Here is a 13,204-nt window from a genome sequence, read left to right on the forward strand (position 1 = left end):
TCAGTAAGGGGATTTTGAGCATCGCAATGGCTGTTTTCGCCTGCTCGCTGGCCGGAGGAACGGCGCGAGCCGACACTCCTACGCCATCGCCGGCAGCCACGCCCATCCGTGCTTCGAAAATCATTTTGATCGGCGATTCGACCGTTGCCGTGCAAGGTGGATGGGGCAGCAGCTTCTGCGCCGAGCACGTTACGTCGTTCGCTGCTTGTTTGAATCTGGCGCGCGGCGGGCGCAGTTCCGGAAGTTACATTGCCGAAGGTTCTTGGGAACTGGCGCTCAACGAAGCACGCGCCCCTGGATACGTCGCAACCTGGCTGCTCATTCAATTCGGTCACAACGATCAACCGGGCAAGCCGGGACGCTCGACGGATCTGGCCACTGAATTCCCGGCGAATTTACGTCGCTATGTGACCGAGGCCCGCGCCGTCGGTGCACAGCCCGTCCTGATCACACCGCTCACGCGTCGTATCTTCAAAGACGGCAAGCTCGAGAATGGTCTGGCACCGTGGGCCGAGACGATCGCGCGTGTCGCGAACGAAATGAAAGTTCCGCTGATCGATCTCAATGCGCGCAGTACCGCTGCAGTACAGGCGATGGGCTCGACGGCTGCGAATGAGTTTGCGTCATTGCCTCCATCGCCCGCAGTTGCCGCCGCTGCGGCGACGGGCACGACGATTCCGGCCACGACGGAAACCAACGATCGCTCGCCTCCGCCGGCGCTCATCGATCCGAAGTTGCCGCCGCTGGCGCAGCCGAAACTGTCGTTCGATTACACGCATCTCGGCCGCAAAGGGTCCGACTACTTCGCCGCGATGGTTACAGCGGAGCTGGCGACTGCGGTCCCGGAGATGCGCCCGCTGCTGATTCTCTGAGCGTAGACTAGCGCTCACGATCGCATCGACCGTGAGCCGCTGTTGCCATGACATCTTCCAAACCCTTCGCGCCCGCTTGCGAGCGCAATCAAGGCCCCATTCTCGAAGTCCTGCGCCAGTATTTTCGCGATCGACGTCGTGTGCTGGAGATCGGCAGCGGAACCGGACAACACGCGGTCCACTTCGCGCCAGCATTTCCGAACGCGGTTTGGCAAACATCGGATGTCGCGGAGAATCTGCCTGGCATACGGATGTGGCTGAACGAAGCAGCCTCATCGAACCTGCCAGCGCCACTCACGCTCGATGTCACAGGCAACTGGCCGCACGCGAGCTTCGACGCCATCTTCAGCGCGAACTCGCTGCACATCATGCCGTGGTCGGCGGTAGAACAGTTTTTTGCTGGCGTCGGTCGTGTGCTGGAGCCGGGTGGCATTCTCGCCGTCTACGGCCCCTTCAACTATCACGGCACCTACACTAGCGATAGCAACCGGGAATTCGACGGCTGGCTGAAACAACGCTCCGCACTGAGCGCCATTCGCGATTTCGAAGCCGTCGACGGCTTGGCCCAGGGCATCGCCTGCCAACTCGTGAAGGATCACACAATGCCCGCAAACAACCGCCTGCTAGTATGGCGGCGCCAAATCCCGGCGCCGACCCGATCCGATGCATGAAGTCTGTTGTCATATTCTCGACGCTGTTGCTGCTGCCCCTGAGCGCCCTCAGCGCCGAACCGCCTTACAAGGAAGTGATGAACGAAGCGGTGCGGGCCAAACAGCCTGTGGTGTATGCGCGCGTGGCCGATCATGGCTTCGGCATCCAATACCGGCGCGATAGCGGCACTGGATTCGGCGTCGGCAACCTGGTCGGCGGAATATTGGGTGGTTATAACGGCGCCTTCATCGGAGGCATGTCGGGCGTCGTAGCCGACAAAATTGCCGATACCCAACCCACCGAGCTCGCCGAGAAAGACGCCGAGGCGCTGTCTCCTTTCATGGACCGAGCCGCCGCTCAGCATGATCTCGAAGTCGGCTTGGCCGAGAGCCTGGCGACGGCACCGTTGTTCGAAATGCCGGCCGTCCTCAACGCTTTGCCGCCCGGCGCGTCCACGGGGATTGAATCATTCAAAGAAGATCCGGTACTGATCGTGGAGCTGTATGCGTCCTTGCTCACGGATTACACCGGGCTGCAGGTCACGTTGCTGGCCCAGGAGTTGAGCCCGTCAGCAGTCGACTCGCCGACGTCGGGCCGCGTCTATCGCAATCGCATCGACTATGTCAGCCCGCTACTGACGCCGACGCACATCAAGGACAGGGCCGAGATCAAGGCCGACGTGGACGCCGTCAAGGCCAAATACAAAGGCCGCAAGCTCAATGCCGAAGAGCAGAAGCAAATGAACGAGGAACTGAAGGATGCGAAGGCCGGCACGACACTGGAGAAGTATCGCCTGCCGCTGATGGAGCAATGGACCGCGAACGACGGAGTGAAACTGCGCGAGGAGTTGCAGATCGGCACCAGGATCGTCACTCAGCTACTCGCGCGGGATCTCATGGATTACAGTGCCGTCGAGATCCGCAGGGAAATCGGCAGCAAGGACTGGGGCACCGCGCGGGACTCGACGATGGATCGTCAGGTCCGCGTCTTCTTTGGTGGCCCGTTCGCCGGCTCGCTGGTCTCGCAACCCACCGGCTACGGGGTGCGCGGTTGCCAGGGCATCGGCTTCAAGAAGACGGTGCCCCCGGCGGATATTCCCAAACTGTGCATTATCTTCAGGTAACGCTCAGCTCGTCACTGCCTCGGTCATCTTGAAGATGCCTTGCGCGTTGCTGCTATCGAAGCCGAGATCGAGTTCGTCGCTGCCTGCGTGTAGCGGAGCACGGGTGATGAACTCGAAGAACGATCCGGGCACCTCCATTTCCATCGTCGAACCATCGGCGGCACGGAACGAACGACGCACCGGGTCGGCGCGGAATGCGGTCTGACGAACACGCCCCGAACTGGACACCTCGACGCGATCCTTGATGCGCCGGCCGAGCTCGCGCTGCCGATCCGCGACCGCTTCGACATCGACCACGCGATCGGTCGCGTGATTGAACGCATTGCCTTCGGTCGCAATCCAGGCGGCTTCCTTCGAATGCAGGCGCAACGTCTCATAGTCATCGAGCGAAGGAATCTGGTGATGACAACCGAAGCACGCCGCGAGATCCGGCATGGCCGCGCACGCCAGCGTCAGGTCGACTGACTTATTCCCTTCCAACACTTCCAACAGCTCGCGCGCCTGCGGCCCCAGCGGGTCACGAGACGTTCCAAACACGCGCGCAGCGGCGACCTGAAACTCGGACGGGAACTGATCGATGTGCAGCTCGCTGACGAAGAACTGCGGGATATCCGCCGGACCATCGTCATGTGCATACGACCGCCCGGTCATGCGCAGTCGGGTCAGCGGATAAACGCCGCGAACGCTATAGCCCAACGGTCGAAGTACGCGAGTCAGTACCTCTTCGCCCGACGGCAACGCCCCAACCATAGGCCCCGGCAAATGGATGGTCCGGACGGCGCCATGATCGAACACGATGCGCCGACCTTCCTGATGATTCTCGGCGACGTAGGTCGCACCGCTCGGCACTCGCGTCAGCAAGTCTCGAAACAGAATCGTGTTCAACGCCATCGCAAGCACACGCCGGGAGACACGCGAGCCTTGCTCCACCAGCACGTCCGCAGGCAAATGCAGAGTCGAAGCGACATGCGCAGCTGTCGCTTCATCCATGGACGTAAGCAACAGCGCCGAATAATTCGTCACACTCACAAAGTGCCTCGACTCAGATATCGAACTTCACGCCCTGCGCCAACGGCAGGCGCGTGCCATAGTTAATCGTGTTCGTCGCACGCCGCATGTAGCCCTTCCAGCAGTCCGAGCCGGCCTCGCGACCGCCGCCCGTTTCTTTCTCGCCACCGAAAGCGCCGCCGATCTCGGCCCCCGAAGGGCCGATGTTGACGTTGGCAATACCGCAATCCGAGCCGAGCGCCGACAGGAAATATTCCGCCTCGCGCAGATCGTTGGTGAAGATGCAGGACGACAGGCCCTGCGGCACCTCGTTATGCAGCCGAACGACTTCCTGCAGGTTGTCGTACTTCATTACGTACAGGATCGGCGCGAACGTCTCACGACGCACCACGTCGTCCTGAGAAGTCACTTCGACCAGCGCGGGACGAACGTAATAAGCGTCATCGCCCAATTCCGGCGCGACGCGATCGCCGCCGACCACCTTGCCGCCGATCGCAGCCGCCTGTTGTAGCGACTGCTGCATGGCTTGATACGACTGCTTATCCACCAGCGGACCGATCAAAACATCCTCGCGCCGCGGATCGCCGATCGCGACCGACTGATAGACCTTCTTCAGACGCGCCACGCAATCGTCGTACACCGCCGAGTGAACGAACAGGCGGCGCAGGGTCGTGCATCGCTGCCCCGCTGTGCCCATCGCACCGAAGGCAATGCCACGAAGCGCGAGATTCATATCCGCTGTGGGAGAAACGATTGCGCCGTTGTTTCCACCGAGCTCGAGGATCGCGCGAGCGAAACGCGCGGCGAGCTTCGGGGCCACCGTGCGGCCCATGTGCGTCGAACCCGTCGCGGACACGAGCGGCACCCGCGGGTGATCGACCAGCACTTCGCCGACCTCACGACCACCAATGATCAGCGTCGACAGCCCCTCCGGCACACCACCAAACTTCGCAGCGGCACGCTCGAACAGCGTTTGCACAGCGAGTGCAGTGAGCGGCGTCTTTTCCGACGGCTTCCACACCACGGAGTTGCCACACACCAGCGCCAGCGTCGAGTTCCAAGCCCACACAGCGACCGGGAAGTTGAACGCCGAGATCACACCGACAACACCCAGCGGATGCCAGTTCTCCATCAAGCGATGATCGGCGCGCTCGGACGCAATCGTGAGACCGAACAGCTGACGCGACAGACCGACCGCGTAATCGCAAATGTCGATCATCTCCTGCACTTCGCCCTGCCCTTCCGATAGGATCTTGCCCGCCTCGAGCGTGACGAGCCGCCCCAGATCCTCACGCGCCGCGCGCAACTCTTCACCGAACAATCGCACGAGTTCGCCACGCTTCGGTGCGGGAACTGAACGCCACGCAAGAAACGCCCGATGCGCCCGTTCGATCTGCTCACTCGCTTCCTGCGCTGAGTTCTCGCGCAGACGGCCGACAATGTCACCGCTGATGGGCGAGCGCGCCACCAAGCTGCCATTGTTAAACCGCTCCGCCGGCACTCCGAGACGCGCGAGCGTAGCGGCGACATCGTTGATAACGCTAATGTGAGTCATGGCTGATCCTGTTAGCGGGGCGCGTAGGCGCGCCCGAAGCGATTCCCCAGGAACATATTCAGATCGATATCTTCCTGCCGAATGAAGCCGCGATCGGCGATCTTCCCCGTGGCGAGCAAATCGAGCACGCCCGTGATCCCGGCCGCCGTCGTGATCTGAATCGCGCTCCGCATCACACCGCCAACCTCAGCGCTGTAAATCTTGTTCGCGTACGTATCCTGCACGAGCTGACCGTTACGCATGCCGCTGACCGTGACGAACACGATCACCACGTCCTGCAACGTCGCCGGCAGCGCGTTCTCGAGGATGTCCTTGAGCACATCGCGACGATCGCGCAGACGCAGATCGTTCAGCAGCGCCTTCATGATCGCCGCGTGACCGGGATAACGAATAGTGCGGTAGTTGAGATTGCGCACCTTGCCGCTCAAGGTCTCGCACAGCGAGCCCAGCCCGCCGGACGTGTTGAACGCCTCGTACGTCACGCCGTCGAGCGAGAACTCTTCCAGCTCTTCCATCGGCGGCACTTCGCGACGCTCGCCGTTGACGATGGCTTCGCAGGGCTCGCAGTACTCGTTGATGAGCCCTTCGGTGCTCCAGGTCAGGTTGTAGTTGAGCGCGTTCGACGGAAACTTCGGCAGCGCGCCTACGCGCATGCGCACGTCATGCAGCGTGTCGAAGCGACGGATCAGATCGTAAGCCGCGATGGTGATGAAGCCCGGTGCCAGGCCGCACTGAGGAATGAACGCAGTCTGCGCGCCTTCCGCCAGCTTCTTCACCTTGCGCGTGGTCGCCACGTCTTCGGTGAGATCCAGGTAGTGCGCGCCCGTTTCCTTGGCCGCGACGGCGATGTCGCCCGTCAGATTGAACGGCACCGCGCTCAGCACAGCGAAGCTGCCTTTGAGCAACGCGCTCAGCTCGCGCGGATTGGTGACGTCGACTGCCTTCGTTTCGATGGACGGGTTGAGGCCGTTGAAGCGGCCCACCGCACGATCCGCCAGGGTGACGCGATAGTCGCCGCTGGCGGCGAGCATATCGGCAATGGTGACGCCAATCTTGCCGGCGCCTGCGACCACGATGTGTTTCATGGCAGGCATTGTCGGTAAGCCCCCAGTCGACGGGTATTGCCAAAGCGCCGAGCTGTCGGCAATGTTTCGGCGTTTTGTCGGTACCGTTGGTCATTTCGCCGAGGCACTCCCCGTTTTCGCATGAAGCCCCGCCCGCAACCGCTCGATGCCGTCGACCAGCAACTGATTGCGCTGTTGCGCGAGAACGCTCGTGCCCCGACCGCCGCCCTCGCCCGCAGCCTCGGCCTGTCGCGCACCACGGTGCAAAGCCGGCTGGAACGGCTGGAGCGATCCAAGGTGATCACTGGCTATTCGGTCCGCCTCTCGGAGACGCAGGAACGCGGCGCCGTCCACGCGTACATCATGATCACAGTGAAGCCGAAGCACGCCGGTCAAGTCGAGCGCGAAGTACGCAAACTGAAGGACGTGCGCGTTCTACAGGCAGTCAGCGGCGCGTTCGATCTGATGGCACTGGCCGTCACCGATTCGATCACCGACATGGACGAGTTGATCGACTCCATCGGCGAGCTCGACGGCGTCGAGCGCACCACGTCCTCTATCGTCCTGTCGACCAAATTCGAGCGTTGAAAGCTGCCCGCCATCGTGCGGTCGATCCGATTTCCAGCGCTGAAAGCTGCCAGTTTTTTGTGAGCTGAGCGCGTTCGCCCGACAGCGTGCGTCGCCAACTTGCGTCGCGCATGAGAGCTGTATATACAGCCAGACATGGACCTGGAGACCAAGCTCGCCATCCTGGCCGACGCCGCCAAATACGACGCCTCATGCGCCAGCAGCGGCGCGCCCAAACGTAGCGCTGCGCCGGGCAAAGGCATGGGCTCGACCACGGGCATGGGCATCTGCCACAGCTACACGCCCGACGGTCGCTGCGTCTCGTTGCTCAAGATCCTGTTGACCAACTTTTGTCTGTACGACTGTCTCTATTGCATCAACCGCCGTTCGAGCGACATTCCACGAGCTCGCTTCTCGGTGCAGGAAGTGGTCGACCTGACGCTCTCCTTTTATCGACGCAACTACATCGAAGGCTTGTTCCTCAGCTCCGGCATCATCCGAACGGCTGACTACACGATGGAACAATTGGTCGAAGTCGCTCGCACGCTGCGCGAAGAGCACGAGTTTCGCGGCTACATCCATCTGAAGACCATTCCTGAAGCGAGTCCGGAATTGGTCGAGGCCGCGGGCCGTTATGCCGACCGCTTGAGCGTCAACATCGAACTCCCGACGCGCGAGGCGCTGACCACGCTGGCGCCGGAAAAGAGCGATGTGTCCATCAAGCGCGCCATGGGCGAGATTCGTCTCAAGCTCGATGAGAAAGCGGATGGGGGAGCGAAAGCGCCGCGCTTCTCTCCGGCGGGCCAGAGCACACAGCTCATCGTCGGTGCCGACGAAAGCACCGACGCGTCCATCATGGAAACGGCGGACACACTGTATCGCTCGTACAAGCTGCGCCGAATTTATTACTCGGCATTTAGCCCGATTCAACGCACGTCCGCGCTCCTGCCCAACAAGGCGCCGCCGCTGATGCGCGAGCATCGGTTGTATCAAGCCGATTGGCTGATGCGTTACTACGAGTTCTCGCTCGGCGAACTGTCGCAGGCCATGCCGGGCGGCAAGCTGGATTTGAGCGTCGATCCGAAGACCACGTGGGCGCTGGCGAATCGCCATCAGTTCCCGGTGGATGTGAACACGGCTGACCGCCACCTGCTCCTGCGAGTGCCGGGATTGGGTGTGCGAGTGATTGATCGCATCATCAGCTCGCGCCGTCATCGCAAGCTGCGTTACGAGGATTTGAAAACACTCGGCGCGACATTGAAGCGCGCACGCCATTTCATTTGCACGGCTGATTATAGGCCGCAGCAGAGCGATCGCAGCTCGGATGGCCTGCGGCACGCGTTGATCTCAGCGCCCGAACAGCAGTCGTTGTTCTGACTATGTATTCGGCCTGCGTACAAGAGTTCACGCAGTGGCGCGACGTGGCGCGTCCGCTGTTATCCGCCGGCACTATTCCCGAAGACATCGAGTGGCGGCTCGGCCGGCAGTTCGAACCGTTGGTGCCATCGCTCGAAGCGCCGGCACCGTTGCGCCTGTCACGCCAGCTGATCGAGCTATTGGAAACCCTCAGTTGCTATCGCCACGACGGCCGCTGGGATTTGATGTATCGGCTGGCCTGGCGTTCCTTACGGCAGCCTCACCTCTTGGAAGACGCTGCCGATCCCGACGTTCACCGCGCCATGCAAATGGCCAGCGCCGTGAACCGCGAGGTCCACAAGATGCACGCGTTCGTTCGCTTTCGAGAAATGACCGACGAACAAGGCGAAAAGAAATACTTCGCCTGGTTCGAGCCGACGCATGAAGTCCTGCGCCTGGGCGTGCCGTTCTTCTGCAAACGCTTCCCGAACATGGAATGGATGATCGCCACGCCCGACGGCACCGCGCTGTGGCAGAACGGTGAGCTGCGATTCATCGAAACACCGGAGAAGTCGACGCTGCCCAAAGCGGATGCGCATGAAGGACTGTGGCGCACGTACTATCGAAACATCTGCAACGTGTCGCGTATCAACCCGCCGGCCATGAAACGCGAGATGCCGCAGCGGTATTGGCGCAACTTGCCCGAGTCCGTCGAGATTCAAACGCTGTTGCGCGACGGTCAGGCGAGCTTTGCTCAGCGCCAGCGCGAAGCCATGGATCTGGAGCTCGCCAAAGCTCGAGCCATGCAACGCGCGCTGGCGGATCTGCCCGATCACTCCGGCGGTCCGTCCGCGTGTCGTCGTTGTGACATCTGGCGTCACGCAACCCAGGCCGTTCTCGGCGAAGGCGCAACCTCGGCGTCAATCATGCTGGTTGGCGAACAGCCCGGCGATGAAGAAGACCTGCGCGGTCGTCCGTTCGTCGGCCCCGCCGGGCGCGTGCTCGACGAAGCGTTGAAAACGGCCGGGCTGGAACGCGGCGAGTTGTACGTCACCAACGCCGTCAAACATTTCAAATGGCAACCGCGCGGCAAACGCCGCCTACACAAACGGCCCGATGCTTCGGAAGTCGCGGCCTGCAATCACTGGCTCGATGCCGAAGTGTCGCAAGTCAAACCTCGCATCATCGTTGCCCTTGGCGCATCGGCACTCCGCGCTGTCGCCGGCCTGACCGACTCGATCGAATCGGCCCGCCAGCTGCAAATTCCACACGCCAGCGGAGCGCAGGTCGTATGTACCTATCATCCGTCCGCAATCCTGCGCGCCGACCCGTCGAACGCCGACCAACTGCGCTCCCACCTGGTGGACGATTTGCGCCGTGCCCGGGAACTCGCCGCGTGACGGTGCACTTGCTGTAACGATGTCCGCCACTCCGCCACCGCTGGTGACCGTCACAGAAAACGGCCTGTATTGCCCGGCCGGTGGATTTCATATCGACCCGTGGCGGCCGGTGGAAACCGCGGTCATCACGCACGCGCATGGCGATCATCTGCGCCAAGGCAGCACCCGTTATCTGCTCGCCGAGCCCGGCCTGGCCATCGCACGTCATCGCCTGGGTGCGGATCATCAGCCGACGCCTTTGAACTACGGCGAGCGACTGCAAGTCGGCGCAACGACGATCTCACTGCATCCCGCCGGTCACATTCTCGGCTCCGCGCAGCTGCGCATCGAACACGAAGGACAAGTATGGGTCGTGTCCGGCGACTACAAGCGACAGCCCGATCCAACGTGTGCGCCCTTCGAGCCGCTGACGTGCGACGTATTTATCAGCGAAGCGACCTTCGCCCTTCCGGTCTATCAATGGCAGCCCACTGGCGAAGTCGTCGAAGAAATCTTCCGCTGGTGGCGAGCCAATCGGGAGCGCGGACTCGCGTCCGTATTGTTCTGTTACGCGCTCGGCAAGGCACAGCGCGTGTTAGCCGAACTCCGAGCGCTCACCGATGAGACCGTTTATTTGCACGGCGCGGTCAACGTGCTGACTGACGTCTATCGACAGCAAGGCATCGAGATGCTTCCGACGATGCCCGTCACCGGCGAGAAGAAAGCAGACTATCGCGGCGCTCTGATCATCGCTCCGCCGAGCGCCGCCGGTACCCCGTGGATGCGACGCTTCGGCGATCATTCCAGCGGCTTCTGTTCGGGCTGGATGCGAGTGCGCGGCAATCGTCGCCGACGCGGCTATGACCGCGGCTTCGTGCTTTCCGATCACGTCGATTGGCCGGGCCTCATCGATACGTTCAAAGCTACCGGCGCAAGCAAGATCCTGCTCACTCACGGTTACTCCGACGCCCTGGCTCGTTACATGAACGAGCTTGGCATCTCCGCCGCCGCGCTCCAGACGGCATATGGCAACGAGGAGCAGCAATGAGAGCCTTCGCCGCGCTGTACGAAGAGCTCGATACGACGCAATCGACCAATCTCAAGGTCGCTGCAATGTCCCGCTACTTTCGCGCAGCGCCGCCCGCCGATGCGGCGTGGGCAACGTACATTCTCTCGGGCCGCCGACTGAAACGTTTCATCGGCCCCGCGCTGTTGAAACGCTGGTTGATCGACGAAGCCGCGCTGCCCGAATGGCTGATCGATGAATCCTACAGCTCGGTCGGCGACCTGGCCGAGGCCATCGCACTACTCACGGCCGGCACAGCTCACAGTGAGGCCAGCACAAACGACATCGCCCTGGCCGACTGGATCGAGGATCGCCTGCTTCCTTTGCGTGAGGCGGAGGAAGACGTGCAACGCCAGACCATCACCAGCTGGTGGCGCGAGCTGCCGTATCGCCAATGTTTTCTGTTGAACAAGCTGCTCACCGGCGAGTTGCGCGTCGGCGTGTCGCAACTATTGGTCACGCGTGCGCTCGCCGATGTCACGGGCATCGAACGCACCGAGCTCGCGGGCCGATTGATGGGCGATTGGCAACCCGGCGCCCTCTTCTGGCAAGCGCTGCATGCGGCCGAGAGTCCGCGTACCGATCCCGCCGTTCCGTATCCGTTCTTTCTAGCGTCGCCACTTGAAGGCGAACAGAGCCAACTCGGCGACCGCGACTCCTGGCAGGCGGAATGGAAATGGGACGGCATTCGCGGCCAACTCATCCGCCGCGCCAGCGAATGCCACTTATGGTCGCGCGGCGAGGAGCGCATCACCGAACGTTTTCCTGAGATCGTCGACGCGGCCGCCACGCTGCCCGACGGCATCGTGCTCGATGGCGAAGTCGTCGCCTGGAAAGACGGACGCATCCAACCCTTCGCGTTGTTACAGCAGCGCATTGGACGCAAGAAACTCACCGCCGCGATTCTGGCGACAGTGCCGGTGCATTTCCTCGCCTATGACTTACTGGAATTCAACGGCGAGGATCTTCGCGCAGCACCGCTTCGAGAACGGCGCGCTCATCTGGAAAAGCTGCTGTCGAACACGTCGCCCATTCTGCAGGTCTCGCCTTTAGTCACCGCGCCGACCTGGGAAGAGCTCGCCGTTGCACGGGCCGACTCACGACAGCGCAACGTCGAAGGCTTGATGCTGAAAGCGCTCGAGTCGGGCTATGGCACGGGCCGTCAACGGGGCGCGTGGTGGAAGTGGAAGATCGAGCCGCATTCATTCGATGCGGTCATGATCTACGCCCAACCCGGTCAAGGGCGCCGCTCGAACCTGTACACCGACTACACCTTCGGCGTGTGGCGGGAGCAAGAGCTCGTGCCGGTGGCCAAAGCGTATTCAGGCTTGAGCAATCCCGAAGTCGAGCAGCTCGATCGCTGGATCCGGGCTCACACCGTGGAAAAATTCGGTCCGGTGCGCTCGGTCGAGCCGAGTCAGGTATTCGAGCTGGCGTATGAAGGCATCGCCGCCTCGGGTCGTCACAAATCCGGCATCGCCCTGCGCTTCCCGAGAATCCTGCGCTGGCGCACCGACAAGCCCGCCAGCGAAGCGGACACGCTGGCCAATCTGCAAGCCATGCTCCTGCCCGCGCCCCGACCGGCTAACATTTGATTACACGCTGACAATCCATTCATTCAACAAAAGGGGGCCCTCATGAAATACACAGGCAGCTGTCATTGCGGCGACATCGGGTTCGAGTTCGAAGGAACATTCGACGAAGTGATGGAGTGCAACTGCTCTCATTGCAGTCGTAAAGGTTACCTGTTGACCTTCATTCCGCATGAGCAGTTGACAGTGAGCAAAGGCGCCGACTGCTTGAGCACGTACACCTTCAACAGGCACGTCATTCAGCATCATTTCTGCGGGAAGTGCGGCTGCGCGCCGTTCGGCGTGGGCGTCAATCCGAAGGGCGGCAAGATGGCCGCCATCAATGTGCGCTGTCTGGAAGAGTTCGATCTGGCCGGCATCAAGCGCAAGCCAGTGGACGGCAAATCCTTCTAACCGTCCGGACGGTCGGTACGCTGTACTGTTATCAGCTCAGGGCGGCGGTCTGATAGTTTTGGGCAAGCGGCATTGGCTCCATGGCCAGTGCCAGCGCCTCGCGCACCAGCTCGATCAGGCGACGCGTGCAGTACTCGTACTCGCCGCGAGTGACGATGATGGACCAGGACACCGCACCGGCCTGCTCCGTCACGCGCAACATCGCCCGGGCCGGATCGATGCGGGCCGGATCGCGGCCCGGCGTCTGCGCGGCACGCGCCAACGCCTTTAATTCCCGATACAACGCTGAGCCGGCGCCTGCTTCCATCAAGCCCGCAAATGTGAGTGTCGCCGCTTCGATGTCGATGCGCAGCCGGCTGACACGGCCATCCGGCCACTCGACATCGATGGGCATGCGGCCGACGCGCAGCTTGCCTTCTTGAAAGCTGCGCAGCTCGCCGCGTTCCACCAGGACACGCAGGGCCGCGCAAACCGCCTTGACCTCTTTCGAGCGGCGGACGGGCGCGACAAAGTCACAGGAGTGGGTCATGTCCGGGGTGATTACTCATAACCTGATTCGCCTACCGATTGGTAGACGG

At 62.0% G+C, this 13,204-nt stretch carries 13 protein-coding genes; 9 read left to right on the forward strand and 4 right to left on the reverse strand.

The genetic code is table 11. The features are described 5' to 3' along the window. Positions 1–26: 26 nt before the first annotated feature. Genes ACFPN2_RS06705 through ACFPN2_RS06715 form a run of 3 tightly spaced genes read left to right on the forward strand, consistent with a single transcriptional unit; the run spans position 27 to position 2,646 of the window. Positions 27–872, forward strand: a complete 846-nt coding sequence (locus ACFPN2_RS06705) for a rhamnogalacturonan acetylesterase (RefSeq protein ID WP_380595850.1) — start codon at positions 27–29, stop codon at positions 870–872. A 47-nt stretch (positions 873–919) separates the two neighbouring features. Further along, the gene (locus tag ACFPN2_RS06710) at positions 920–1,543 is read left to right on the forward strand and encodes a DUF938 domain-containing protein (RefSeq protein ID WP_380595851.1); all 624 of its coding nucleotides are present in this window, start codon (positions 920–922) and stop codon (positions 1,541–1,543) included. After that, entirely contained in the window at positions 1,540–2,646 is a 1,107-nt protein-coding gene (locus ACFPN2_RS06715) for a hypothetical protein (protein WP_380595852.1), read from the forward strand. The genes ACFPN2_RS06710 and ACFPN2_RS06715 overlap by 4 nt, the downstream gene beginning before the upstream one ends. Positions 2,647–2,649: 3 nt before the next feature. Here ACFPN2_RS06715 and ACFPN2_RS06720 read toward each other — a convergent pair whose 3' ends face one another. The 3 genes from ACFPN2_RS06720 to ACFPN2_RS06730 are packed head-to-tail and all read right to left on the reverse strand — an operon-like array spanning position 2,650 to position 6,303. Beyond that, complete coding sequence (locus tag ACFPN2_RS06720) at positions 2,650–3,636, reverse strand: 2-oxoadipate dioxygenase/decarboxylase family protein (RefSeq protein ID WP_380600053.1); 987 nt, start codon at positions 3,634–3,636, stop codon at positions 2,650–2,652. Between the two features lie 52 nt (positions 3,637–3,688). After that, the gene (gene amaB / locus ACFPN2_RS06725) at positions 3,689–5,209 is read right to left on the reverse strand and encodes an L-piperidine-6-carboxylate dehydrogenase (protein ID WP_380595853.1); all 1,521 of its coding nucleotides are present in this window, start codon (positions 5,207–5,209) and stop codon (positions 3,689–3,691) included. Positions 5,210–5,220: 11 nt separating this feature from the next. Then, positions 5,221–6,303 (reverse strand): saccharopine dehydrogenase family protein, encoded by a 1,083-nt coding sequence (locus ACFPN2_RS06730; protein ID WP_380595854.1) that lies wholly within the window; start codon positions 6,301–6,303, stop codon positions 5,221–5,223. A 111-nt stretch (positions 6,304–6,414) separates the two neighbouring features. Between ACFPN2_RS06730 and ACFPN2_RS06735 the strand changes: the two genes are divergently transcribed. From ACFPN2_RS06735 to ACFPN2_RS06760, 6 genes are all read left to right on the forward strand, one after another. Next, positions 6,415–6,861, forward strand: a complete 447-nt coding sequence (locus tag ACFPN2_RS06735) for an Lrp/AsnC family transcriptional regulator (protein WP_380595855.1) — start codon at positions 6,415–6,417, stop codon at positions 6,859–6,861. Positions 6,862–6,996: 135 nt separating this feature from the next. Next, positions 6,997–8,217 (forward strand): putative DNA modification/repair radical SAM protein, encoded by a 1,221-nt coding sequence (locus ACFPN2_RS06740; protein ID WP_380595856.1) that lies wholly within the window; start codon positions 6,997–6,999, stop codon positions 8,215–8,217. 2 nt (positions 8,218–8,219) lie between these two features. Further along, positions 8,220–9,596 carry a UdgX family uracil-DNA binding protein gene (locus tag ACFPN2_RS06745; protein WP_380595857.1) on the forward strand — a complete coding sequence of 459 codons (1,377 nt, stop codon included), beginning with the start codon at positions 8,220–8,222 and terminating at the stop codon, positions 9,594–9,596. A gap of 19 nt (positions 9,597–9,615) precedes the next feature. Next, positions 9,616–10,623 (forward strand): ligase-associated DNA damage response exonuclease, encoded by a 1,008-nt coding sequence (locus ACFPN2_RS06750; RefSeq protein ID WP_380595858.1) that lies wholly within the window; start codon positions 9,616–9,618, stop codon positions 10,621–10,623. Then, positions 10,620–12,236 (forward strand): ATP-dependent DNA ligase, encoded by a 1,617-nt coding sequence (locus tag ACFPN2_RS06755; protein WP_380595859.1) that lies wholly within the window; start codon positions 10,620–10,622, stop codon positions 12,234–12,236. Before ACFPN2_RS06750 ends, ACFPN2_RS06755 begins: the two co-directional genes overlap by 4 nt. Before the next feature lie 42 nt (positions 12,237–12,278). Continuing rightward, the gene (locus ACFPN2_RS06760) at positions 12,279–12,626 is read left to right on the forward strand and encodes a GFA family protein (protein WP_380595860.1); all 348 of its coding nucleotides are present in this window, start codon (positions 12,279–12,281) and stop codon (positions 12,624–12,626) included. Between the two features lie 31 nt (positions 12,627–12,657). Here ACFPN2_RS06760 and ACFPN2_RS06765 read toward each other — a convergent pair whose 3' ends face one another. Beyond that, positions 12,658–13,155 carry a hypothetical protein gene (locus ACFPN2_RS06765; RefSeq protein WP_380595861.1) on the reverse strand — a complete coding sequence of 166 codons (498 nt, stop codon included), beginning with the start codon at positions 13,153–13,155 and terminating at the stop codon, positions 12,658–12,660. Positions 13,156–13,204: the final 49 nt, after the last annotated feature.

This window comes from Steroidobacter flavus (genome assembly GCF_042651805.1).
GTDB classification, from domain to species: domain Bacteria; phylum Pseudomonadota; class Gammaproteobacteria; order Steroidobacterales; family Steroidobacteraceae; genus Steroidobacter; species Steroidobacter flavus.

Coding starts and splice junctions, on each gene's coding strand:
- ACFPN2_RS06705 (WP_380595850.1), top strand. CDS start 27: ATGGCTGTTTTCGCCTGCTCGCTGGCCGGAGGAACGGCGCGAGCCGAC.
- ACFPN2_RS06710 (WP_380595851.1), top strand. CDS start 920: ATGACATCTTCCAAACCCTTCGCGCCCGCTTGCGAGCGCAATCAAGGC.
- ACFPN2_RS06715 (WP_380595852.1), top strand. CDS start 1,540: ATGAAGTCTGTTGTCATATTCTCGACGCTGTTGCTGCTGCCCCTGAGC.
- ACFPN2_RS06720 (WP_380600053.1), bottom strand. CDS start 3,636: ATGGATGAAGCGACAGCTGCGCATGTCGCTTCGACTCTGCATTTGCCT.
- amaB (WP_380595853.1), bottom strand. CDS start 5,209: ATGACTCACATTAGCGTTATCAACGATGTCGCCGCTACGCTCGCGCGT.
- ACFPN2_RS06730 (WP_380595854.1), bottom strand. CDS start 6,303: ATGCCTGCCATGAAACACATCGTGGTCGCAGGCGCCGGCAAGATTGGC.
- ACFPN2_RS06735 (WP_380595855.1), top strand. CDS start 6,415: ATGAAGCCCCGCCCGCAACCGCTCGATGCCGTCGACCAGCAACTGATT.
- ACFPN2_RS06740 (WP_380595856.1), top strand. CDS start 6,997: ATGGACCTGGAGACCAAGCTCGCCATCCTGGCCGACGCCGCCAAATAC.
- ACFPN2_RS06745 (WP_380595857.1), top strand. CDS start 8,220: ATGTATTCGGCCTGCGTACAAGAGTTCACGCAGTGGCGCGACGTGGCG.
- ACFPN2_RS06750 (WP_380595858.1), top strand. CDS start 9,616: ATGTCCGCCACTCCGCCACCGCTGGTGACCGTCACAGAAAACGGCCTG.
- ACFPN2_RS06755 (WP_380595859.1), top strand. CDS start 10,620: ATGAGAGCCTTCGCCGCGCTGTACGAAGAGCTCGATACGACGCAATCG.
- ACFPN2_RS06760 (WP_380595860.1), top strand. CDS start 12,279: ATGAAATACACAGGCAGCTGTCATTGCGGCGACATCGGGTTCGAGTTC.
- ACFPN2_RS06765 (WP_380595861.1), bottom strand. CDS start 13,155: ATGACCCACTCCTGTGACTTTGTCGCGCCCGTCCGCCGCTCGAAAGAG.